Raw genomic sequence first — 23,166 nt, 5'->3', positions numbered from 1 at the left:
CAGTGCTTGCGAGAGGGGGTGGCGACCGGCAGGGTGTGCGCATGGAGACGAGCGCCGTGCGGTTGCAGGTTCCCGGGCACGACGCCGACCTCGAGGTGGTCCGCTACGGAGCGTGGGGGCGGCCGGTGCTGCTCTTCCCGTCCGAGGGTGGATCGGCCCGTGACGCGCAGGGCAACGGCATGCTGGATGCCGTGCGCCCCCTCATCGAGGCCGGTCGCGTCAGCCTGTTCTGCGTCGACTCGATGGACGGGTGGACGTGGTCGGCCAATGACCAGCCGACCGAGGAGCGGGCCCGCCGCGCGCAGACCTACACGGCGTGGCTGTCGCAGCAGGTGCTGCCGTGGATCCAGGACCAGGTCGGTGGGGGACAGGAGGTCATCACCGTCGGCGTCTCGTTGGGCGCCTACCACGCGGTGCACCTGACCTTTCAGCGCGCAGACGTCGCACCGATGGCCATCGGCCTCTCCGGCAACTACGACCCGACGAGCTGGAACGGCTGGGGTGAGCTCGGCGACGCGACGTACTTCGCCAACCCCACGGCCTACGTCGCGAACATGGACGGTGACCACCTCGACTGGATCAGGTCGCGGGTCTCCGTGCTGCTCGTCGTCGGCGAAGGCCCCTTCGAGGTCTCGCCCACCCGGTCGCTACCCGCCACCCGCGAGTTCGCGGACCTGCTGGCGCGCAAGGGGATCCGCCACGAGCTCGACGTGTGGGGCCACGACAGCGCGCACGACTGGCCGTGGTGGCAGCGCCAGCTCGCTCATCACCTCCAGCGTTTCGTGTGACGTGACCACCGCGTCCGCCCGCGGGACCGCCGTGGTGCGCCACGGCATCCGACCAGCAGTTCCACCCGAGGAGTAGGAGACCACTCATGGCCACACGAAACGACCACCTCGTCGGCTTGCTGCTCGGTGCCGAGGAAGACTGGCCGACCGCGTTCGAGGCGCTCGCCCGGCGCCTCGGGGTGCTGAAGGCGCCCGGCGGTGGTGAACACACGGTCACCACGGAGCGGCTGACGATCGAGCCGTTCAACCTGCGTGACAAGGCCCGCCAGGAGCTGGTGATCGACCGGCTGGCCCACTGGTACTACCACCCCCGGGAGTGGCTGAAGAAGGTCGCGCTCATGGACGACGTGTACCTGCTCAACAGCCCGTTCACGTTCCAGTCGATGGAGAAGCACTCGGCCTACTGCGCGCTCATCCGGCTCGGCATGCACGTGCCGGAGACCGTGCTCGTGCCCTACAAGCACCCCGTGGACAACGCCCGGTGGGCCTACACGTCGTCGCGCTACAACCAGTCCTTCGACCTCGACGAGGTGGCGGAGCCGCTCGGGTACCCCCTGTTCATGAAGCCGTTCGACGGTGGGGGCTGGCGCGGTGTCTCGCAGATCAAGGACCGCGCCGACCTGCACCGCTCCTACGACGACTCCGGCGAGATGCTCATGCACCTACAGGCTTCGGTGCCCGACTACGAGCACTTCGCGCGCTCGCTGACCATCGGCCCCGAGACCATGGTCATGAAGTTTCGCCCCGACGAGCCGATGCACGAGCGGTATGCCGTCGCCCACGACTTCCTCTCCCCGGAGGTCGGGCGCGAGACCCGGACGATCTCGCAGACGGTCAACGCGTTCTTCCGCTGGGAGTTCAACTCCTGCGAGATGCTCGTCAAGGACGGCATGGTCTACCCGATCGACTACGCGAACGCGTGCCCGGACGTCGCGGTGACCTCGCTTCACTACTACTTCCCGTGGGCCATGAAGGCCCTGCTGCGCTGGTCGACATTCTGCGTGGTCACCGGGCGGGTGGCCAAGACCCAGGTCGACACCGGGCCGTGGTTCGAGATCGCCGACGACGAGGCCCTCGACTACCAGGCCAAGCTCGAGGCGTACCAGGCGCTCGCGGACGATCACTTCGAGACCGAGCGCTACGCCGAGTTCTGTGACAGCACGCTGGCGCACGTCGACGACATGGTGCTGGAGTGGATCGACGGGCCGGACTTCCGTTCGCTGCTTCAGTCGACGATCCAGCAGACGTACCCGCCGCACGAGTGGGAGCGGTTCGAGGGCCACTTCGGTGGGCTGCTCGGGATGTGGGTGTCCGACGAGCGGCGGATCCGCGGGTCAGGAGCCGAGGGCTGACGAGACGACGTCCTTGGCCTCGGCCTGCACCTGGGCCAGGTGCTCGGGGCCACGGAAGGACTCGGCGTAGATCTTGTACACGTCCTCGGTGCCGCTCGGTCGGGCAGCGAACCACGCCGACTCGGTGACGACCTTGAGGCCGCCGATCGCCGCACCGTTGCCGGGGGCCGCGGTCAGCTTGGCCGTGATCGGCTCACCCGCGAGGGTCTGCGCGCTGACGTCGTCGGGTGACAGCGCGCCGAGCTTGGCCTTCTGCTCACGGTTGGCAGCGGCATCGATCCGCGCGTACGCCGGCTCGCCGTGCCGGGCGGTCAGGGCCCGGTAGTGCTCGCTGGGGCTCTTGTCCGTGGTGGCCTGGATCTCGGAGGCGAGCAGGGCCAGCAGGATGCCGTCCTTGTCGGTGGTCCACACCGACCCGTCATGGCGCAGGAACGACGCCCCGGCCGACTCCTCGCCCCCGAACGGCCCCGACCCGTCGAGCAGCCCGGGCACGAACCACTTGAACCCGACCGGCACCTCGACGAGCCGCCGCCCGAGGTCGGCCGCCACGCGGTCGATCATCGAGCTGGACACGAGCGTCTTGCCGATGAAGCCGTCGGCCCGCCACTGCGGCCGGGCCCCGCCGTAGAGGTACTGGATCGCGACGGCGAGGTAGTGGTTGGGGTTCATCAACCCGGCATCCGGGGTGACGATGCCGTGACGGTCCGAGTCGGCGTCGTTGCCCGTGGCGATGTCGTAGGAGTCGCGCTGAGCAATGAGGCTGGCCATCGCCGAGGGGGAGGAGCAGTCCATCCGGATCTTGCCGTCCCAGTCCAGCGTCATGAAGCGCCACGTCGCGTCGACGAGCGGGTTGACGACGGTGAGGTCGAGCCCGTGGCGCTCACCGATTGCGCCCCAGTAGTCGACCGCCGCACCACCGAGGGGGTCGGCGCCGATGCGGATGCCGGCGTCGCGGATCGCGGCCATGTCCAGGACGTTGGGCAGGTCGTCGACGTAGGCGCCGAGGAAGTCGTAGGTGCCGACGGCGGCACGGGCGCGCGTGAACGGCACCCGCTTGACCCCGGCGAGGCCGCCGCGGATCAGCTCGTTGGCGCGGGCCGCGATCACCTTCGTGGCGTCGGAGTCGGCAGGTCCACCGTGGGGCGGGTTGTACTTGAAGCCGCCGTCGGCCGGGGGGTTGTGCGAGGGCGTGACGACGATGCCGTCCGCGAGGCCCACGCCGGCCGGCATCCCGTCGACGCCGGTGATCTTGCCGCGGTTGGCGGTCAGGATCGCGTGCGAGACCGCAGGGGTCGGGGTGTAGCGGTCGTCGGCGTCGACCAGCACGGTGACGTCGTTGGCGACGAGCACCTCGAGCGCGGTGGCCCACGCCGGCTCGGACAGGCCGTGCGTGTCGCGCCCGATGAACAGCGGGCCGTCGAAGCCCTGGTCGCGGCGGTACTCGCAGATGGCCTGCGTCGTCGCGAGGATGTGCGCCTCGTTGAACGAGGTGCGCAGGCTCGACCCGCGGTGTCCCGAGGTGCCGAACGCGACCTGCTCGTCGACGTTGTCAGGGTCTGGCTCGCGCGTGTAGTACGCCGTGACGAGCGCGGCGACGTCGACGAGATCAGAGGGCTGGGCGAGCTGTCCGGCACGGGGCGCGTTCATGCTGGTGATCCTGTCAGAGGTGTCTACGAGATCACACCCCGTGGGGCAGTCTTCCGCCGTTCCGGTCATACCCACAGGGGTATCGTCGACGTATGTCCACCACCACGAAGCATCTCGTGGTCCTGGGAGCGGGCACGGCCGGAACGATGGTCGTCAACAAGCTCCGCAAGCGGCTCCCGGCCACCGAATGGTCCATCACCGTCGTCGACAAGGACGACATCCACGACTACCAGCCGGGGTACCTGTTCATCCCCTTCCGGATGAACACGCCGGGCCAGGTCCGCAAGAGCAAGCGCCCCTACCTGAACGACGACGTCGAGGTCGTCATGGCCGAGGTCGAACGCGTCGATGCCCCCGCCTCGACCGTGCACCTCGTCGGTGGGCGCACCCTGCCCTACGACCAGCTCGTCATCGCCAGCGGCACGACCCCGCGCCCCGACCAGACCCCCGGCATGCTCGGCGAGCAGTGGCACCGCGAGGTCGGTGAGTTCTACACCTTCGACGGTGCGGTCGCGCTGCGGGCACAACTCGACGCGTTCACGGGTGGCCGCCTGGTCATGCACATCACCGAGCTGCCCATCAAGTGCCCGGTGGCGCCCCTGGAGTTCGTCTTCCTCGCGGATGACTACCTCAAGGGCAAGGGAGTGCGAGAGGCCACCGAGATCGTCTTCGTGACGCCCTTGGACGGCGCGTTCACCAAGCCGATGGCCAGCAAGCGGCTCGGCACGCTGCTCACCGACAAGAACATCACCGTCGAGACCGACTTCATGATCGAGAGCGTCGACCAGGACGCCAAGGTCATCCGGTCCTACGACGAGCGCGAGGTGCCCTACGACCAGCTCGTCACCGTCCCACTGAACATGGGCGCGGACTTCGTCGCGGCATCCGGACTCGGCGACGAGCTCAACTACGTTCCCGTCGACAAGCACACCTGCCGCTCGACCCAGTACGACAACATCTGGGCCCTGGGCGACGCGAGCAACATCCCGACGTCGAAGGCGGGGTCGGTGGCGCACTTCTCCGTCGACGTCTTCGTCGAGAACTTCGAGGATGCCGTCGCGGGCCGCCCGCTCTCACACTCCTTCGACGGGCACGCCAACTGCTTCATCGAATCCGGTGGGGGCAAGGCGCTGCTCCTCGACTTCAACTACGAGACCGAACCCATGGGCGGCACCTTCCCACTGCCCAAGGTCGGCCCGATGAGGCTGCTCAAGGAGAGCCGCGCCAACCACCTCGGCAAGCTCGCCTTCCGGCACGTCTACTGGAACGCCCTGCTGCCCGGTCGACCCCTCGGCCTGCCGGCCGACATGCAGACCGCCGGCAAGGTCCCGGTCTGACCCCCCTCGAGATCCACACGAAAGGACATCACCGTCATGAGCACCACGACGATCGCCGGCCACGAGGTCGAGGTCAACGAGGAGGGGTTCCTCACCAGACCCGACCAGTGGAGCGAAGACCTGGCCCCCGAGCTCGCCGCCCTCATCGGCCTCGACCTCACCGACAAGCACTGGGAGCTCATCCGCTTCCTGCGCACCGACCACGCCGCGATGGGTGAGACGCCCACGCTGCGTCGCGTGTCCACCCAGACCGGGACCCCGGTCAAGGAGCTGTTCGGCCTCTTCCCGGGCAAGCCCGCGAAGAAGATGGCCTACGTCTCCGGCCTGCCCAAGCCGAAGGGATGTGTCTGAGCCATGACTTCCACCCCGGCCAACGCCCCGGTCGTCCCGTCGTTCGACGCTCCCGAGAGCACCGGTCGCAAGCTCGCGATCATCTGCTCCAAGGGCAACCTCGACATGGCCTACCCCGGCCTGATCCTGGCCAACGCCGCTGTCGGCGAGGGCATCGAGACCCACCTGTTCTTCACCTTCTGGGGCTTCGACATCATCAACAAGGCCACGATGGGCGACCTGCAGTTCTCCTTCGTCGGCAACACCGCGATGCACCCCCCGGGTCACAGCGGCATGGGCGTGCACCACATGCTCGGTGCGCTGCCCGGGGCGACCAAGGCCGCGACGAAGATGATGAAGAAGCAGATCGCCGACCTCGACGTGCCCGAGGTGCCGGAGTTCCTCGAGATCCTCACCGCCTCCGGTGCCCGGATGTGGGCGTGCCGGATGTCGGCTGACATGAACCACCTGACCGAAGACGACCTCTACGACGGGGTCGAGGCGATCATCTCGGCGAGCGACTTCATGGAGCTCACCGAGGGGGCCCAGCTGCTGTTCATCTGACCCACTGCCCTGGGGCAGCGAACAGCGCGGGCCGGGCCCGGCGGGAGAAATCTCCCGCCGGGCCTGAACGTCACGCGGTGGGTGCGGCCTCTGAGGCGTCAGCGGCGACCTCGGACTCGATGACCTCGACGGCTGGTGCGAGGTAGATCGTCGAGAGCCGGGCGACCCGCACCGTGACGGAGAACGGCTGGTCGTGCCACGGCACGTGCTCGGCCTCGACGATCGTGCCGGCGGTGCTCGGGCTGCTGTGCTCGTCGTACCCGCTCGTGTCGAGCACGACCTCCCAGCGACCGTCGCGAGGCACACCGATGCGCACCCACGCCTTGTCCTCGCCGCCGTAGTTGACCACCGTCGCGACGACGTCGCCGCCCTGGTCGGCGCGCTCGAAGCGCAGGTAGGACAGCAGGTTTCCGGTGTTGTCGTCGGCGTCGAGCCACCGGAACCCCGCCGGCTCGGAGTCCAGCGCCCACAGGGCCGGGTGGCCACGGTAGAGGGCGTTGAGCTCCTTGACGAGGGCGTGCACCCGGTAGTGCGCGGCGTGGTCGAGCAGCCACCAGTCCAGCGATCGGCCGTCGGCCCACTCGCCGGGCTGTGCGAACTCGCTGCCCATGAAGAGCAGCACCTTGCCGGGGTGCGACCACATGTACGCGAGGAACGCCCGCACCGTCGCCAGCTGCTCGTCGCGCGAGCCCGGGATCTTGGTGAGCAGGGAGCCCTTGCCGTGCACGACCTCGTCGTGGCTGATCGGCAGGAGGTAGTTCTCGCTGAAGGCGTACATCAGCGAGAAGGTCAGCAGGTTGTGGTGGTACTGCCGGTTGATCGGCTCTTCCTTGAGGTAGCGAAGGGTGTCGTTCATCCACCCCATGTTCCACTTCAGGCCGAAGCCGAGACCGCCCTGCGAGGTCTCCTTCGTGACCCCCGGCCACGAGGTCGACTCCTCGGCGATGGTGACGATGCCGGGCACCCGCCGGTAGGCCGTCGCGTTGGCCTCCTGGAGCAGGCCGATCGCCTCGAGGTTCTCGCGCCCGCCGTGCACGTTGGGGATCCACTCGCCGTCCTTGCGCGAGTAGTCGAGGTAGAGCATCGAGGCCACGGCGTCGACGCGCAGCCCGTCGATGTGGAACTCCTCCAGCCAGTAGATGGCGTTGGCGACGAGGAAGTTGCGCACCTCGAGGCGCCCGAAGTCGAAGACGTGGGTGCCCCAGTCGGGCTGGTCACCGCGACGCGGGTCCGGGTGCTCGTAGAGGGCCAGGCCGTCGAAGCGGGCCAGGGCGAACGCGTCACGCGGGAAGTGCCCCGGCACCCAGTCGAGGATGACGCCGATGCCGGCCTGGTGCAGCGTGTCGACGAGGTAGCGGAAGTCGTCGGGGGTGCCGAACCGGGCGGTCGGGGCGTAGTAGCCGGTGACCTGGTAGCCCCAGGACGGGCCGTACGGGTGCTCCATGACCGGGAGCAGCTCGACGTGCGTGAAGCCGAGGTCCTTGACGTAGTTGACGAGGTGCTCGGCCATGTCGCGGTAGGACAGCCCCTGCCGCCACGAGCCCAGGTGCACCTCGTAGGTGCTCATCGGCCCGGTGTGCGGGTTGCTCTGCGCGCGCTGCTCCATCCACTGCGCGTCACCCCACTCGTGCCCGGAGGCGTCGACGACCGACCCGGTGTTCGGCGGGCACTCGGTGCGGCGGGCCATGGGGTCGGCCTTGGTGCGCACGACGTCGTCGGCGCCGCGGATCTCGTACTTGTAGATGTTGCCGGCCCCGACGTCGGGAACGAAGAGCTCCCAGACCCCGGACCCGCCGAGCATGCGCATCGGGTGGATGCGCCCGTCCCAGTCGTTGAAGTCACCGATGACGCGCACGGCCTTGGCCCGCGGGGCCCAGACGGCGAACGCGACGCCCTTGACCGGCCCCATCGGGCCGTCGTACTCGTGCAGCCGCGAGCCGAGCACGGTCCACAGCAGCTCGTGGCGACCCTCGTTGACCAGGTGCAGGTCGACCTCGCCCAGGGTCGGCGCGAAGCGGTACGGGTCGTCCTGGACGTGTTCGATGCCATCGGCCCAGGCCACCGCGAGGCGGTAGTCCATCGTGCGCTCCGCATCGGCCCGCACCGCAGTCCACACACCTTCGGCCTCGTGGGCGAGGTCGAGGGTCACGCCGTCCTCGAAGCGCACCTGCACCGACTGGGCGAGGGGTTTGAGGACCCTGATCCGCAGGCCGCCGGGCTCGAGGTGCTGCCCCAGCAGGTCGTGTGGCTGCTGGTGTCGGCCCTGGACGAGCGCGGTGATGGCGCCGCCGACCTCGGGGCTGGGTGTGGGGTTCACGTCGGCTCTCCTTGACTGGTGGGATCCTGCGAGAAGTGTGCCGTGAGGCGGCGGACGGCGGCGAGGGGGATCTCAACCCAGCCCGGGCGGTTGCGCGCCTCGTAGACGACCTCGTACATCGCCTTGTCCAGCTCGAACGCCGCGAGCAACGCGTCGAGGTCGCGCGGGTCGGAGCCCGACCCGTCGGCGTAGCCGTCGAGGAACGCCTGCTGGGCCGCGGTCACCCACGCGCGGGCGGACTCACCCCGGGTGAGCTCCAGGGTGCCGCCGACGTAGTCGAAGCTGCGCAGCATCCCCGCGACGTCGCGGGCGCACTGGTCCGGCAGCGACCGCTCCGCCAGGGGTCGAAGCGGCTCGCCCTCGAAGTCGAGCAGCACCCAGCCGCGCTCGGGCGAGTGCAGCACCTGGCCGAGGTGGTAGTCGCCGTGGATGCGTTGCAGCGGGGGCCACTGACCTCGGGCAGCGGCACGCAGCACCGACTCGATGGGTCCGCGCACGTCCTCCAGCGCCGGCACCGCCTCGGCCGCGGCCTCGAACCGGCCGCGCATCTCGTCGAGGATCGCCGTGGTCTGCTCGGCCCTCGTCGGCTCGCTGCCGAGCACCTCGGCCAGCGTGCGGTGCACCTGCGCCGTCGCCTCGCCGAGGGCGCGCGCCGGCCCCGCGAAGTCGGTGCCGGCCTCCGCAGCGCGTAGCGCCACCCGCCAGGCGTCCTCGACGCCGGGCAGGAACTCCTGCGCGAAGGTCAGGTGACCGGATGCCGGGTGGTCGCCGTCGGCGCCCGGGTGCGGCCACTGCCCGTGCACGGACCCGACCACGGCGGGAACGCGACGCGACCCGGCATCCACGAGGGCGCCCTGGAGCACGACGTCGGGGTTGTCGCCGGGGGAGAGCATCCGGAAGACCTTGACGATGAGCGGCGTGTGCTGGCCGCCCGGCAGGTCGCAGTCGAGGATGACTGAGGTGTTGGACTGCTCGCCGCTGAGCACCCGCGATGCCCGCACCCGCACCTCGTGGGGCCAGCTGGACTGCGGGACGCCGACGACGGTGTCGAGGACGGTGTCCGAGGCCTTGGAGGACTGGGCCTTCACCCGACCCTGCACGAGCTCGAGGAGCTGAGCGGCGTACACCGGGTCGTGGGGGGCGTCGTAGACCCAGCGGTGGCCCAGTGCCGTGTGCTCCATGGTGCCGACGAGGGCGTGGTCGGCGCTGCCGAGCGGCTCGCCCCGATACGTCAGCGGCACCTGGTAGACCACCGGCTCGGAGCCGGACTCGTCGGCGACGATGAGCGTCTCGACGCCGACCTCACCGGCGGGGTCGTCCAGGCGCCACGCCGCCAGCAGGCGCAGACGGGGCTGCTGACCCTTGGCGGCGTACCAGCGCTGCTCACCCATCCACCCCGAGACGAGCTCGAGCTTGCTCGGCCGCAGCGACGCGGTCGTGATGATCTCAGCCACGGGTGTCACCCCTCCGCGGGTCCAGGGCGAGCCAGAAGAAGTCGCGCGAGCCCAGGGTGATCGTCACGGTGCCGTCGTCGGCGATGTCGGGGAAGCCGCCACCGCCGAAGAGGTCGCGGGTCTCCCAGCCACGCAGCTCCTCGGGGACGGTGACGGTCGTGGCCTGGGGGCGCGAGGAGAGGTTGTTCACGCACAGCACCGCCATCGCCGAGCGGTCCTCCTTGTCCCGCTCGGACCGGTCGACCCGCACGAAGGACAGCACGCGGTCGTTGACCGACTCGCAGATCTCGAAGTCACCGATCCCGAACACCGGGTGCTCGCGGCGCACGGCGAGCATGCCGCGCACCCAGTGCAGCAGCGAGGAGCCGGTGGCCATCTGCGCTTCGACGTTCGTGTGGTTGTGGTGGTACACCAGCGACGTGATCACCGGGAGGTAGAGCTTTCCGGGGTCCGCCGTGGAGAAGCCCGCGTTGCGATCGGGAGTCCACTGCATCGGGGTGCGGACGGCATCCCGGTCCTCCAACCAGATGTTGTCGCCCATGCCGATCTCGTCGCCGTAGTACAGGCACGGAGAGCCCGGCAGCGACAGCAGGAGGGCGTGGATGAGCTCGATCTCGGGCCGGGAGTTGTCGAGCAGGGGGGCGAGGCGGCGACGGATGCCCACGTTGGCGCGCATCCGCGGGTCCGGGGCGTACCAGCCGTACATCGCCGCGCGCTGCTCGGGCGTGACCATCTCCAGCGTCAGCTCGTCGTGGTTGCGCAGGAACGTGCCCCACTGCGCGCCCGCCGGGATCGGCGGCGTGTCCGCGAGCACCTCGATGATCGGCGTCGCCCGCTCCTCGCGCAGCGAGTAGTAGAGCATCGGCATCACCGGGAAGTGGAAGCACATCTGGCACTCCGGCGCCTCCTCGGTGCCGAAGTAGTCGACGACGTCGGCGGGGGGCTGGTTGGCCTCGGCGAGCAGCACCCTGCCCGGGTACTCCTTGTCGACCATCGCGCGCAGCTGGACGAGGAAGGCGTGGGTCTTCGGGTGGTTCTCACCGTTGTGGCCCTCCTCCTCGTAGAGGTACGGCACGGCATCCAACCGGAAGCCGTCGATGCCGAGGTCCATCCAGAACCGCACGACCTCGAACATCGCCTCGTGCACGGCCGGGTTCTCGAAGTTCAGGTCGGGCTGGTGGCTGAAGAAGCGGTGCCAGAAGAACTGGCGGCGGATCGGGTCGAACGTCCAGTTCGAGGTCTCGGTGTCGACGAAGATGATGCGCGCATCGGTGTACTTGTCGTCGGTGTCGGACCACACGTAGAAGTCGCCGTACGGCCCGTCGGGGTCACTGCGGGAGGCCTGGAACCACGGGTGCTGGTCGCTCGTGTGGTTCATGACGAAGTCGGTGATGATCCGGATGCCGCGGGCGTGGGCCTGGTTGATCAGCTCGCGGAACTCGGGCAGCGTGCCGAACTCGGGCAGCACCTGGGTGTAGTCGGAGATGTCGTAGCCGCCGTCGCGCAACGGGCTGGCGTAGAACGGCGGCAGCCACAGGCAGTCGACCCCGAGCCACTGCAGGTAGTCGAGCTTGCCGATGATGCCCTGGAAGTCACCCGTGCCGGACCCGGTGGTGTCGTGGAAGGCCCGCGTGAGCACCTCGTAGAAGACCGCGGTCCGGAACCACTGGGGGTCGTGCCGCAGCCCGCCGGTGGCGGATGCGCTGGTCGGGAAGGCGGTCAACGAATCTCCTGCGAGGTCAGCGACGGTGGCGCGGGTAGTGGGCGTCCACGCGAGCGGCCGATCGGTCGATCGCCGGGTCGGTCGATCGCGTGGGTGTCCGACCCGAGTGTTCCACGTCGCGGGGTGCTGGCGCCTTCCCCGTGAACAGGTCTGCGAAAACGCTTCGATCCCGGTACCGTGGGTCGGCGCGGCAGCAGGCTGACGACACCGTTTCCTGCTCTCGTGCTGGCTCCGCTCAACGTCGAGGTCCGTGCCACCCACCCAGCCCGCTGCTCTCAGCTTCGCACCCGAGGATCCCGCTGTGACCGACGCACTGAACGCCCCGCTCGCCCCGCTCGCCCCTGTCGAGCCCGCCGCCGACGAGGCGTCCGCGACGACGGACGAGGCCGCCACCGTGGCCCCGGCCGGCGGCGACGCCTACCGGCACGAGACCGGCCCCACCTCCGAGCCGACGAGCCCGCTGGCCCGCGGCCCGGTCATCTCCCCGCCGCACACCGTCGAGGGCTTCGTCAAGGCGTTCCTGCACGAGCTGAACTTCGGTCAGGGGGTGCCGCTCGCGACGTCGTCGCAGACCGACCAGTACCTCGCGCTCGCGCGCACCGTGCGCTCCTACCTCATGGCCCGCTGGCTCGAGACCGCGCGCAAGCGGCGCGCGTCGCAGCCGCAGAAGATGGTCGGTTACCTCTCGGCCGAGTACCTGCTCGGCCGCCAGCTCGACAACGCGCTCTCCGCGACCGAGCTGCGCGAGGTCGCGACCGACGCCATGAAGGCGTGCGGCATCGACATCGAGGACCTGCGCGCGCAGGAGGTCGAGCCGGGTCTGGGCAACGGCGGCCTGGGCCGCCTCGCGGCCTGCTTCATCGACTCGCTGGCGACGCTCGGGGCACCGAGCATCGCCTACGGCATTCGGTACGAGTTCGGCATCTTCCGCCAGACGTTCGTCGACGGGCGTCAGGTCGAGCAGCCCGACGCCTGGCTGAGCAGCGGCGACCCGTGGGGCGTGCCGCACCCCGAGCTCGAGGTCCCGGTGAACTTCGGCGGGCACACCGAGCGGTACGTCGGCGAGGACGGCCGTGAGCGCAGCCGCTGGGTGCCGGGCTGGGGCGTCATCGGGCTGCGATACAACTACATGGTCCCCGGCTACCACAACGGCGTCGTCAACACACTGCGCCTCTGGCGTGCGCGGGCGACCAATGCCTTCGACCTGCACATCTTCAACGCCGGCGACTACGCCGAGGCCGTGCGTGCGCAGACCTTCGCCGAGAACATCTCCAAGGTGCTCTACCCCGAGGACTCCACACCGCAGGGCAAGGAGCTGCGCCTTCAGCAGCAGTACTTCTTCGTGGCCTGCTCGATCAAGGACTTCCTCACCCACACGATGCCCAAGGGCTTCGACGTGCGCGAGCTGCCCGAACGGATCATCTTCCAGCTCAACGACACCCACCCGGTCATCGCCATCCCCGAGCTGATGCGCATCCTCGTCGACGAGCACGACCTCGAGTGGGACCAGGCCTGGGGCATCACGAAGCAGTGCTTCGCCTACACCTGCCACACCCTGCTGCCCGAGGCCCTCGAGGTGTGGCCGGTCAGCCTCATGGAGCGGCTGCTCCCGCGGCACATGGAGATCATCTACCGCATCAACGAGGAGTTCCTCGACGACCTGCGCGAGGCCTACCCGGGTGACGAGCTTCGGGTGCGGCGCATGTCGATCATCGCCGACCACCCCGAGCGCTCGGTGCGCATGGCCCACCTGGCCACGGTCGGCTCGGTCAAGGTCAACGGCGTCGCGGCGCTGCACTCGCAGCTGCTCAAGGACAAGGTCCTCAACGACTTCTCGGAGCTGTGGCCCGACCGCTTCACCAACGTCACGAACGGGGTCACCCCGCGCCGGTTCATCCGCCAGAGCAACCCGGCCCTCACCGGGCTCATCACAGAGACCATCGGCAAGGGATGGGTCTCCGACCTCGACCGGCTGGCCGAGCTTCAGGCCTACAGCGACGACCCGGAGTTCCGCGAGAAGTTCCGTGCCGTCAAGGCCGCGAACAAGGAACGGATCACCGACGTCCTCGCCAAGCGCGACGGCATCCAGCTCCCGCAGGGTCACATGCTCGACGTCATGGTCAAGCGCCTGCACGAGTACAAGCGCCAGTCGCTGAAGATGCTGCACATCGTGACGCTCTACGACCGTCTCATCTCCGGCGAGGTCGACCCGGCGAGCGTCACGCCGCGCACGGTGGTGTTCGGCGCCAAGGCGGCCCCGGGCTACCACATGGCCAAGGAGACGATCTTCCTGATCAACTCCATCGCCAAGACCGTCAACGCCGACCCGCGCGTTCAGGGGCGCCTGTTCGTCGCGTTCCCGCCGAACTACAACGTCACCCTCGCCGAGAAGCTCATCCCCGCGGCTGACCTGTCCGAGCAGATCTCGCTCGCCGGCAAGGAGGCCTCGGGTACGGGCAACATGAAGTTCGCGCTCAACGGTGCCCTGACGATCGGCACCGACGACGGCGCCAACGTCGAGATCCGCGAGCTCGTCGGCGACGAGAACTTCTTCCTGTTCGGCATGGACGAGCCGGCGGTCGCCGAACTGCAGGCGCGCGGTTACCGCCCCGGCGACTACTACGAGTCCGACGCGAACCTCAAGCGCGCGATCGACCTCATCGCGAGCGGTCACTTCACCGACGGGAACCGGGATGCCGTGAGCGCGTTCGTCGGCGACCTGCTCTCCAACGACCGCTTCCTGGCCCTGGCGGACTACGCGTCCTACCTCGAGGCGCAGGACCGCGTCGAGGCGGCCTACGCAGACCAGGAGGAGTGGTCGCGCAAGGCCATCCTCAACGTGGCCCGGACCGGCTTCTTCTCCTCGGACCGCTCGATGCGCGACTACATCGACCGCATCTGGCACATCAAGACCAACGCCTGACGCTGGGGCCACGGCTGGCAGGCGCCAGTTTCGGTCCCTCCAGCCAGTCGAGAGTAAGCGAATCGCCGCCACCCGAGGACGGGTGGCGGCGATTCGCTTACTCTCGACTGCTGCCCCGCGGAGGACAGGAGCCGAGCGGGGCTCAACTGCGGCGGACGTGGATGACGTGCACCGGCGTGGTCTCCGGGCCCAGGCGCACGAAGGGGTGCTCACCCCAGGTGAACTGCTCGTCGGTCAGCAGGTCGTGGGCGACGAACTCGTCCCCCCACGACAGGCCCAGCGCCGGCAGGTCCAGGTGGGCGTGGGTGCCGCGCGTGGAGTGCGGGTCGAGGTTGGCGGCCACGAGGATGACGTCCTCGCCGCCGTCGGCGTAGACCCGCCGCTTGCTGAACACCAGGACGTTCTCGTCGTCGGCGCTGTGGAAGGTGATGTTGCGCAGCCAGTGCAGGGCGCCGTGGTTGGCCCGGATGGTGTTGATCTGGGTGAGCAGCCCGGCCAGCGACTGACCCTCCTTGGGGCCACCCACCTCGTAGTCGGCCCAGCGGCGGTCCTTGTACTCGTACTTCTCGTTGTCGATCTGCTCCTCGGCGCCGGGGCGGGCGACGTGCTCCATGAGCTCGTAGCCGGCGTAGATGCCGTAGGTCGGCACGAGCGTCGCCGCGAGCACCGCCCGCACCACCCACGCCGCGCGGCCACCGAACTGCATGTAGGGCGTGAGGATGTCGTGCGTGGTGGGCCAGAACGAGGGCCGCATGTACGCGGCGGCGTCACCGGCGAGCTCGGTGACGTACTCACGAAGCTCCCACGGGGTGTTGCGCCACGCGTAGTAGGTGTAGCTCTGCTGGAAGCCGATCTTGCCCAGGGTGTGCATCATCGCCGGCTTGGTGAAGGCCTCGGCGAGCCAGATGACCTCCGGGTGGTCCTTCGCGACGTCGGCGATGATCCACTGCCAGAACTCCACCGGCTTGGTGTGCGGGTTGTCGACGCGGAAGATCTTCACCCCGTGGTCGATCCACACCTGGACGACCCGGCGCACCTCGGCGTAGATGCCGGCGGGATCGTTGTCGAAGTTGACCGGGTAGATGTCCTGGTACTTCTTCGGCGGGTTCTCGGCGAACGCGATGGTGCCGTCGGCCCGGGTGGTGAACCACTGCGGGTGTTCGGTCACCCACGGGTGGTCGGGGGAGCACTGCAGTGCGAGGTCCATCGCGACCTCGAGCCCGAGCCCCTCGGCGCGGGCGACGAAGGCGTCGAAGTCGGCGAAGGTGCCGAGGTCGGGGTGGATCGCGTCGTGGCCGCCGTCCTTCGAACCGATGGCATACGGCACCCCCGGGTCCTCCGGGCGGGCGTCGAGAGTGTTGTTCGGGCCCTTCTTCGCCGCCTGGCCGATCGGGTGGATCGGGGTGAGGTAGATGACGTCGAAGCCCATCGCGGCGACGGCGGGCAGCCGCTCGGCCGCGGTGCGCAACGTGCCGGTGGTCCAGCGGTGCTCCTTCTCGTCGTACGTCGCACCCTCGCTGCGCGGGAAGAACTCGTACCAGGCCCCGGACAGCGCCAGTTGGCGCTCCACGAGCAGCGGCAGGTCGGCCGACGGGCTGACGAAGTCGCGCAGCGGGCTCGCGGCCAGGACGTCGGCAACCGCCGGTCCGGTGCCCGCACGCAGGCGCACGGCGGCGGATGCCGTAGTGTCCCGTAGACCTCGGATGCCGTCGGCGAGCGCGGCCTTGGCGGCCTTGTCGCGCTTGACCTCCGTGCGGGCGCGCTCGAGCACCCGGGCGCCCTCCTCGAGCATCAGCTCGGTGTCGACGTCGGCCTGCACCTTGATCGTCGCGTCGTGCACCCAGGTGCCGTACGGGTCGGACCAGCCCTCGACCCGGTAGGACCACCACCCGGTGCGGTCAGCGGCGACGACCGCCGACCACGCGTTCAGGCCGGGGTTGGTGCACTCCATCGGCTGGACGTGCTCCACGCCGTCGGGGTCGGTCAGCACCAGCGAGGCGTTGACCGCGTCGTGGCCCTCACGAAGGACGGTCGCGGTGACGGTGAACTCCTCGCCGACCACCGACTTCGCGGGGCGGGCGCCGTGGTCGACGCACGGGGCGACGTCGAGGACGGGGATTCGGCCGATCGGGTGCTGGGGGGCGCTGGTGCGCGGGGGAGCGGTCACGTCAGCAACCTACCGGCCCCATAGGGTTGAGCGCATGAGTCGTTTCGTGTGGGCTGCCTGGGGTCTGCTGGTCGTCGTCCTTGACCTCCCGCTTTTCGGCTGGGACGTCCTGCCCGACATCGTCGGGTACCTGTGGCTCGTCGTCGGTCTCGGCGGCGCGACCCACATGGCCTTCGTCAGGGCGCGGGCCGCGGCGGCGGCCGGTGTGCCGGTTGCCCTCGTCACGGGGACACCGCTGTTCGTCGGCCAGGACGGCATCATCTGGGGCGCCGTCTTCATCGAGATCCTGCTGACGGTGCTGATCCTGCACCAGCTCGCCACCGCCATCAGCGACCTCGCCCCCGACGGCGACCAGGACGCGCGACGGTGGGCACGCGGCATCCGGATCGGGGCGCCCGCCGCGGGCCTGATCCGGCTCATCGGTCTCGTCGGGCTCGCGACGTCGCTCGGTGCGCTGTACGCGCTCGGGTACCTCGGGCTCGTCGCCGTCGGCATCGTCACGGTCGTGCTGATGCACCGCGTCAACCGGGCCGGATGGCTCGACCTCGCACCACCGGACCCGGCCTGACCCCTTCCCGGAACCGGTCGAGAGTAGACGAATCGCCGCCACCCCCAGGGGGATGACGGCGATTCGCCTACTCTCGACCGGGGCCGGAAGGTGCCTCAGCGCAGGAATGGGATGGTGCGGTCGAGCAGGCCCCGCGACTTCAGCTCGGCGCGCAGCGGGATCTCGTCGTCGATCCAGCCGCTCTGCTTGATGCCCCAGAACGACGCGTGGTCGGGGCCGTAGCCGAGCAGCTGCTGGTGCAGCGGCGACAGACCCTTGAACCACTCGGACGACTGGTCGGCCACGGCCTCGTCGAGCGGGCGGATCCAGCGGTAGGTGTAGCCGATGAACATCAGCTTGCGGATGCGCTCGCTCTTGTTCATCGAGCGGCTGTGCCACAGGCGGCGGTCGAAGATGAACGCGTCACCGGGGTTGAGCAGCACCTCGACTGCGCCCTCGGGCTCGATGATCGGGTCGCCCTCCTTCTCGGGGCGCCCGGCGAGCGTGTTGTTCTTGTGGCTGCCGGGGATGACCTTGGTGTTGCCGTAGCCCGGCTCGGACAGGTCGGTCAGGGCGTAGCAGATCTTCGTCATGAACATCGGACGCACGTCCATGTCGATGTCGGAGTTCTGCCGGTAGCCGTCCTGGTGCCAGTTCCAGAAGGGCGGCTCGTCCTTCGGGGGTTGACGTCGATGTGGTTGTGGTGGGTGTAGATGTTCCAGCCCATCGTCCCCCAGATGTACGGGAAGGTCTGCGGCCAGGTCAGCAGCTCGACGAAGCGCGGGTCCTTGTGCATCCACCCCATGACGTGGATGGAGCGGTCGGGGCGCAGCTCGCCCGCGGCCTCCTCCTCGCCGTAGATGCGGTCGACGGCATCCTCGAAGTAGGCGCGGTCCTCCTCGGGGAGCGCGTTCGGGATGACGACGAACCCGTCGCGGTCGTACTGCTCGCGGATCGCCGGGTCGAGGGGCTCGAAACCGGTGGGTGCGGAGACGGTTGCGGTCATGCGGTGATGCTCCCAACTGGTGCCGACGGTTGCGGGGGCACCATCCCGCGGCAGCCCCTCGCGACGGTCGCAACTCTCGCTGTCGTCACGGCGGGCGCCTGCTTGCCCCCAGCCTAAGCCGAGGGCGTCAGCACACGTCGGATGCCAGCCTCAACTGACGTCGGATGCCGCGTACACGCGAAGGCTCGTGGCGCCGACCGTGACCGGCCTGGGAACCACGGGGTCGCCGCCGTCGCGCGGTCGCGACCACGTGCTGTCCCACAGCAGGCGGTAGGTCGTGACCCCGGGCGCCTCGGGCAGTGTCACCTCGACGTCCTCGACACCGCCGTTGACGACGAGCAGCGCAGAGTCCCAGCCCATCCAGGCACCTGCGACGTACAGCTGCACCAGGCGGCTGCCCTGGGTCCACCGGTCGCCCATCGGGGTGCCGTCAGCGGCGTACCACTCCATGTCGCGAGTGCCGTCGTCGTGCACCTGCCGCCCGAGCGCCCACACCCGCTGGCGCAGCACCGGAAGGGCCTGGCGCACCCGGATCAGGTGGCTGGTCGTGTCGAGGAGGTCCTGCTGCCACGGCTCGAGGTCCCAGTTGACCCACGAGGTGCCGTTGTCCTGGCAGTAGGGGTTGTTGTTGCCCCCCTGCGAGCGGCCGAGCTCGTCACCCGCGTTGATCATGGGGACGCCGGTCGACAGCAGCAGCGTGCCCATGAGGTTGCGGATCGCGAGGGTTCGGGCGGCGAGCACCTGTGGGTCGTCGCTCGGCCCCTCGGTGCCGTGGTTCCACGAGCCGTTGTTGTCGCTGCCGTCGCGGTTGTCCTCGCCGTTGGCCTCGTTGTGCTTGGTGTCGTACGTCACGAGGTCGGCGGTGGTGAAGCCGTCGTGGGCGGCGACGAAGTTGATGGATGCCGTCGGGCCACGGTCGCGGTGACCGAACAGGTCGCGTGAACCCGCCAACCTCGTGGCGAGGTCCTGGAGCCCGTGCCCGGGACGGTGGTGGCGCTGGGACCGGACGTCGCCCACCCAGAAGCGGCGGACGGCATCCCGGTAGCGGTCGTTCCACTCCATGAACGGCGGCGGGAACTGGCCGGTGCGCCAGCCGTGCATCCCGACGTCCCACGGTTCGGCGATGAGCTTGACGGCCGAGAGCACGGGGTCGGTGCGCAGGGCCACGAGGAAGGGGTGGTCGGGGTCGAAGTCGTCCCCGCGACCGCGACCGAGCGCCACGGCGAGGTCGAAGCGGAAGCCGTCGACGTGGTACTCCTGCACCCAGTAGCGCAGCGAGTCCAGCACCATGCGGCAGACCACCGGGTGGCGCAGGTCGAGCGTGTTGCCACACCCCGTGACGTCGATGTCGCGGCCCCGCTCGTCGAGGCGGTAGTAGGCGCGCTGGTCCAGCCCCCGCCACGACAGCATGGCCCCCGTGCGGTCCTGCTCGGCGGTGTGGTTGTAGACGACGTCGAGGATGACCTCGATGCCCTCACGGTGGAGCAGCTTGACCATGCCCTTCAGCTCGTCGACCGCACCCTGGGGGTCCTTCGCCGCCGCGTAGGCGCCATGGGGCGCGAAGAAGCCGAGGGTGTTGTAGCCCCAGTGGTTGGTCAGCCCGCGGCGCACCAGGTGCGGCTCGTGGGTGAACGCGTGCACGGGCAACAGCTCGACGGCCGTCACGCCGAGTCTCTTCAGGTGGGACACCGAGGCGGGGTGGGCCAGCCCGGCATACGTGCCCCGCAGCTCGGGGGGCACACCGGGGTGCAGCGCGGTCTGGTTGCGGACGTGGGCCTCGTAGATGACGCTCTCGCTGCGCGAGCGGTTCGGCGCAACGTCCCCCTCCCAGTCGAAGCGGTCGTCGACGACGACGCCGCGCGGCATGTGACCGCGGCTGTCGAGGTCGGAGATGAGCTCGCCGTCGCCGCGCCAGCGGGCGTCGACCACGTGGCCGTAGACCTCCGCACCCCAGCGGACCTTTCCCTCGATCGCCTTCGCGTACGGGTCGAGGAGCAGCTTGGCCGGGTTGTGCCGCAGGCCCTGGTCCGGGCTCCACGCTCCGTGCACCCGAACGTTGTAGCGCTGCCCGGCGGTGATGCCGGGGACGAAGGCGAACCACCAGCCGTGTGCCCGCTCCAGCAGGGGGATGCGGCGCTCGCTGGTGCCGACCTTGTCGCCGGCGTCGAACAGGCACAGCTCGACGGCGTCGGCGTGACCGGCATAGACCGCGACGTCGGCGCCGCCCTCGACCAGCGTCACGCCGGGCCGAGGGGCGAGGTCGCGGGTCATGGGGCCGGGCGGGATGGTGGTGGGGTGCGACCAGGGCGACATGGAGGGGAGCCTAATGAGTCGTTACGGTGGACCCATGACCGATCCCACGTCGCTGCCCAACTTCCCGCCGCCCGCCGACGAGCACCCCCTGCGCGGTCGGGTCCTCGACATCCTCGTCGACCTGGGCCTGGCGCCCAACCTCGACACCGACGGCGACGTCGCCTTCACCGTCAACGAGCAGCAGCTGTTCATCCGCTGCACCGAGGGTGAGGTCGAGATCATGCGCGTCTTCGGCCAGTGGCAGATCCAGGAGGAGATGCTCGGCGACCGCCTGAAGCTGCACGAGACGTGCAACGAGCTCAACCTCAACATGAACTGCCTCAAGAGCGGCGTGGCCGGCTCCACCCTCGTCGTCACCAGCGAGCACCTCGCCACCCCGGGTGCCGACGTCTCCTCGCTCATCCAGGTCTCGATCCAGGTCATCCTCTCCGGGGTGCACATCTGGCACCAGCGCCTGCTCGGCATCGACCCCAACGCACCCGAGACGGATGCCGGGAGCCCGTCGTGACCGACCTCGTCCGCCTCGAGGTCGAGGACGGCATCGGCACGATCCGTCTGGACCGAGCGCCGATGAACGCGCTCAACGCCGAGATCCAGCACGGGCTCATCGCCGCGTGCCGTGAGGCAGCTCAGCGCAAGGACGTCGCCGCGGTCATCGTGTGGGGCGGCGAGAAGGTGTTCGCCGCCGGTGCGGACATCAAGGAGATGGAGACCATGTCGTACACCGACATGGTCGACCACTCGGCCCTGCTCCAGGACTTCACCCGGTCGCTGGCCCAGCTTCCCAAGCCCACCGTGGCCGCCATCACGGGGTACGCGCTGGGCGGCGGGTGCGAGGTGGCGCTCGCGTGCGACTTCCGCATCGCCGCCGACGACGCCGTGCTCGGGCAGCCCGAGGTCTCGCTCGGGATCATCCCCGGTGCCGGCGGCACCCAGCGCCTGGCCCGGCTCGTCGGCCCGTCGCGTGCCAAGGACCTCGTCTTCTCCGGCCGGTTCGTCAAGGCGCCCGAAGCGCTGGCGATCGGCCTCGTCGACTCCGTGGTCCCGGCATCCGAGGTCTACGAGAGCGCGCGGAGCATGATGGCGCGCTACGTCGGCGGCCCCGCGTACGCCCTGCGCGCCGCCAAGGAGGCCATCGACCGCGGGCTCGAGGTCGACCTCGACAGCGGCCTGGAGATCGAGCGGATGCTGTTCTCCGCGCTGTTCGCGACCAAGGACCGGGCGATCGGCATGCGCCACTTCGTCGAGAAGGGCCGCGGCCCGGCCCCCTTCGAGGGCGCCTGACCGGTCGGCGGCTGCCTCGGCGAGTCAGGCGCCGAGGGCGTCGTGGAGCGCGGTTCGCCGGGCGGTGACGGCGGCCACGTGCTCGTCGCGCACACTGCCCTCGAGGTCGTCGAGCAGTGCCACGATTCGCCGGGGCACCTGGAGCGAGTCCTTGCCGTAGTGGGCGATCTCGTCGAGCGAGAGGTCGAGCAGCCGGGTGAAGGTCGTCGGCGCGTCGACCACGCGCACCGTGCCCGAGGCGTCGACGAGGTGGGGCGAGCGGTCGGCCCGGGCGCCCGCGACCCGCAGGATCCGGTGGAGCTCGTCGAGCACCTGGACCGCCGTGGTGGGGTCGTTGATGCCGGGGGAGAGGGCTCGTTCGGCGATGTCGACCAGTTGGCGCACACCGAACTCGGGGTCCTGCGGCATCGAGCGTTCCTTGCCCAGCCCGAAGGACCCCCGCACCTGCTCGATGACGTCATCACCCGCGAGGGCCCCGTGCACGACCGCGAGCACCTGACCCTGGTGGCGGACCTCGCCGACCCGCGTCCGCAGCTCGACGACGACCCCAGCCCGTTCCGCGGTCTCCACGAGGTCGGTGTAGCGCACGCGCTGCAGGACGCCATGGCCCGAGCCCGTCGACACGGTGACCGTGGGGCCCGTCGCCTGGGACCAGGACGGCGACCCGGCCGAGGTGTCGCCCCACTCGTCATCCCCCTGCTGCAGGGTCTGGACGGTCTGGTTCGCGATCCGGTCGATGACCTGGGACACCTGGATCGACACGGTGATGTGGTGGATGAAGGCGAAGAACAACGCCACGCTGGCCAGCACGAGCAGGAAGGCCACCGTCACCGAGAGCTGGGGAACGAACGGGGTGGCACCGCCACGCACGTCGCGCAGCACGATGAGAGCGAACACGAAGGACGACGTGAAGACGCCCAGGGTCACCTGGGTGATGCGGCTGCCGAGGAAGCTGCCGAGCAGGCGCGGGGTGAACTGGCTGCTCGCCAGCTGCATGACGACCATGGTGATCGAGAAGACGAGCCCGGTGACCGAGATCATCGCGCTCGCGATGGTGCTCAGTAGGCTTCGAGCGGACTCGGCGCCGCCGCCGAAGAGATAGGGCAGGTCGTCGGTGAGCGCCTCGTCGATGCGGGGCAGGACCAGGCCCGCCACGACCGCAAGGGCGCAGATCGTCGACGGCAGCACCCAGAAGGGGCCCCAGAGTCGCTCCCACCAGCCGATCGTCTCGGGGTCGCCGACCGGCCCGACCGTGCGTCGGACCGTGCCTGCGCGCTCGCCTCTGGTCACCTGCGCGATCCTGCCACCGAAGCTGGCCAGAACACACGGGAGCGGACCGCTCGGACGCCGGGGTGGCGGGCATCACGCTGAGGCGATGGTGAACAAGCGCTCACCGCCTGAGAGAATCGACGCC

The 23,166-nt window shown here is 69.5% G+C and carries 18 protein-coding genes; 9 read left to right on the top strand and 9 right to left on the bottom strand.

Annotated features, from left to right (window positions below; genetic code table 11):
* Window positions 1-41 precede the first annotated feature (41 nt).
* Together C8E84_RS06125 and C8E84_RS06120 are read left to right on the top strand one after the other, a co-directional pair.
* Complete coding sequence (locus C8E84_RS06125; protein WP_159900372.1) at window positions 42-788, top strand: esterase family protein; 747 nt, start codon at window positions 42-44, stop codon at window positions 786-788.
* 86 nt (window positions 789-874) lie between these two features.
* A complete protein-coding gene (locus C8E84_RS06120) occupies window positions 875-2,140 on the top strand; it encodes an ATP-grasp domain-containing protein (RefSeq protein WP_159900370.1) in 1,266 nt (421 codons plus the stop codon).
* On the opposite strand, the gene pgm is transcribed toward C8E84_RS06120, so the two are convergent.
* Complete coding sequence (gene pgm, locus C8E84_RS06115; protein ID WP_159900369.1) at window positions 2,123-3,787, bottom strand: phosphoglucomutase (alpha-D-glucose-1,6-bisphosphate-dependent); 1,665 nt, start codon at window positions 3,785-3,787, stop codon at window positions 2,123-2,125. The two genes, C8E84_RS06120 and pgm, sit on opposite strands and share 18 nt — an antisense overlap.
* A gap of 92 nt (window positions 3,788-3,879) precedes the next feature.
* Between pgm and sqr the strand changes: the two genes are divergently transcribed.
* From sqr to C8E84_RS06100, 3 genes are read left to right on the top strand one after another with little or no spacing between them, the layout of a single operon-like run.
* Entirely contained in the window at window positions 3,880-5,124 is a 1,245-nt protein-coding gene (gene sqr / locus C8E84_RS06110; protein WP_159900368.1) for a type III sulfide quinone reductase, selenoprotein subtype, read from the top strand.
* Between the two features lie 36 nt (window positions 5,125-5,160).
* Window positions 5,161-5,475 (top strand): TusE/DsrC/DsvC family sulfur relay protein, encoded by a 315-nt coding sequence (locus tag C8E84_RS06105; protein ID WP_159900367.1) that lies wholly within the window; start codon window positions 5,161-5,163, stop codon window positions 5,473-5,475.
* 3 nt (window positions 5,476-5,478) lie between these two features.
* Window positions 5,479-6,018: a DsrE/DsrF/DrsH-like family protein gene (locus C8E84_RS06100; RefSeq protein ID WP_159900366.1), complete on the top strand. Its 540-nt coding sequence runs from the start codon at window positions 5,479-5,481 to the stop codon at window positions 6,016-6,018.
* A gap of 70 nt (window positions 6,019-6,088) precedes the next feature.
* Here C8E84_RS06100 and glgB read toward each other — a convergent pair whose 3' ends face one another.
* The 3 genes from glgB to treS are packed head-to-tail and all read right to left on the bottom strand — an operon-like array spanning window position 6,089 to window position 11,512.
* Complete coding sequence (glgB, locus tag C8E84_RS06095) at window positions 6,089-8,335, bottom strand: 1,4-alpha-glucan branching protein GlgB (protein ID WP_159900365.1); 2,247 nt, start codon at window positions 8,333-8,335, stop codon at window positions 6,089-6,091.
* Window positions 8,332-9,789 (bottom strand): maltokinase N-terminal cap-like domain-containing protein, encoded by a 1,458-nt coding sequence (locus C8E84_RS06090; protein WP_159900364.1) that lies wholly within the window; start codon window positions 9,787-9,789, stop codon window positions 8,332-8,334. Before C8E84_RS06090 ends, glgB begins: the two co-directional genes overlap by 4 nt.
* The gene (treS, locus tag C8E84_RS06085; RefSeq protein ID WP_159900363.1) at window positions 9,782-11,512 is read right to left on the bottom strand and encodes a maltose alpha-D-glucosyltransferase; all 1,731 of its coding nucleotides are present in this window, start codon (window positions 11,510-11,512) and stop codon (window positions 9,782-9,784) included. Before treS ends, C8E84_RS06090 begins: the two co-directional genes overlap by 8 nt.
* Window positions 11,513-11,972: 460 nt before the next feature.
* On the opposite strand from treS, the gene C8E84_RS06080 reads away from it, so the two are divergent.
* Window positions 11,973-14,435, top strand: coding sequence for a glycogen/starch/alpha-glucan phosphorylase (locus C8E84_RS06080; protein ID WP_246197051.1), 2,463 nt, complete (start codon window positions 11,973-11,975; stop codon window positions 14,433-14,435).
* A gap of 142 nt (window positions 14,436-14,577) precedes the next feature.
* On the opposite strand, the gene C8E84_RS06075 is transcribed toward C8E84_RS06080, so the two are convergent.
* The gene (locus tag C8E84_RS06075; RefSeq protein ID WP_159900362.1) at window positions 14,578-16,602 is read right to left on the bottom strand and encodes an alpha-1,4-glucan--maltose-1-phosphate maltosyltransferase; all 2,025 of its coding nucleotides are present in this window, start codon (window positions 16,600-16,602) and stop codon (window positions 14,578-14,580) included.
* Between the two features lie 34 nt (window positions 16,603-16,636).
* Between C8E84_RS06075 and C8E84_RS06070 the strand changes: the two genes are divergently transcribed.
* Window positions 16,637-17,170, top strand: coding sequence for a hypothetical protein (locus tag C8E84_RS06070; protein WP_159900361.1), 534 nt, complete (start codon window positions 16,637-16,639; stop codon window positions 17,168-17,170).
* 95 nt (window positions 17,171-17,265) lie between these two features.
* On the opposite strand, the gene C8E84_RS06065 is transcribed toward C8E84_RS06070, so the two are convergent.
* The 3 genes from C8E84_RS06065 to glgX all read right to left on the bottom strand — a co-directional run bounded on the left by C8E84_RS06065 (window position 17,266) and on the right by glgX (window position 20,468).
* The gene (locus C8E84_RS06065; RefSeq protein ID WP_246196818.1) at window positions 17,266-17,763 is read right to left on the bottom strand and encodes a phytanoyl-CoA dioxygenase family protein; all 498 of its coding nucleotides are present in this window, start codon (window positions 17,761-17,763) and stop codon (window positions 17,266-17,268) included.
* Window positions 17,739-18,155: a phytanoyl-CoA dioxygenase family protein gene (locus C8E84_RS18025; protein ID WP_246196817.1), complete on the bottom strand. Its 417-nt coding sequence runs from the start codon at window positions 18,153-18,155 to the stop codon at window positions 17,739-17,741. The genes C8E84_RS06065 and C8E84_RS18025 overlap by 25 nt, the downstream gene beginning before the upstream one ends.
* 150 nt (window positions 18,156-18,305) lie before the next feature.
* Window positions 18,306-20,468: a glycogen debranching protein GlgX gene (glgX, locus tag C8E84_RS06060; RefSeq protein ID WP_159900360.1), complete on the bottom strand. Its 2,163-nt coding sequence runs from the start codon at window positions 20,466-20,468 to the stop codon at window positions 18,306-18,308.
* Between the two features lie 34 nt (window positions 20,469-20,502).
* Here glgX and C8E84_RS06055 point away from each other — a divergent pair, with 34 nt between their 5' ends.
* Window positions 20,503-20,976, top strand: coding sequence for a T3SS (YopN, CesT) and YbjN peptide-binding chaperone 1 (locus tag C8E84_RS06055; protein WP_159900359.1), 474 nt, complete (start codon window positions 20,503-20,505; stop codon window positions 20,974-20,976).
* The gene (locus C8E84_RS06050) at window positions 20,973-21,752 is read left to right on the top strand and encodes an enoyl-CoA hydratase/isomerase family protein (RefSeq protein WP_159900357.1); all 780 of its coding nucleotides are present in this window, start codon (window positions 20,973-20,975) and stop codon (window positions 21,750-21,752) included. The genes C8E84_RS06055 and C8E84_RS06050 overlap by 4 nt, the downstream gene beginning before the upstream one ends.
* 24 nt (window positions 21,753-21,776) lie before the next feature.
* Here C8E84_RS06050 and C8E84_RS06045 read toward each other — a convergent pair whose 3' ends face one another.
* Window positions 21,777-23,042 carry a DUF2254 domain-containing protein gene (locus C8E84_RS06045; protein ID WP_159900355.1) on the bottom strand — a complete coding sequence of 422 codons (1,266 nt, stop codon included), beginning with the start codon at window positions 23,040-23,042 and terminating at the stop codon, window positions 21,777-21,779.
* Window positions 23,043-23,166 lie beyond the last annotated feature (124 nt).

Source organism: Ornithinibacter aureus, assembly GCF_009858245.1.
Classification (GTDB): Bacteria; Actinomycetota; Actinomycetes; order Actinomycetales; family Dermatophilaceae; genus Fodinibacter; species Fodinibacter aureus.
This window is presented reverse-complemented; position numbering and strand designations above follow the sequence as displayed.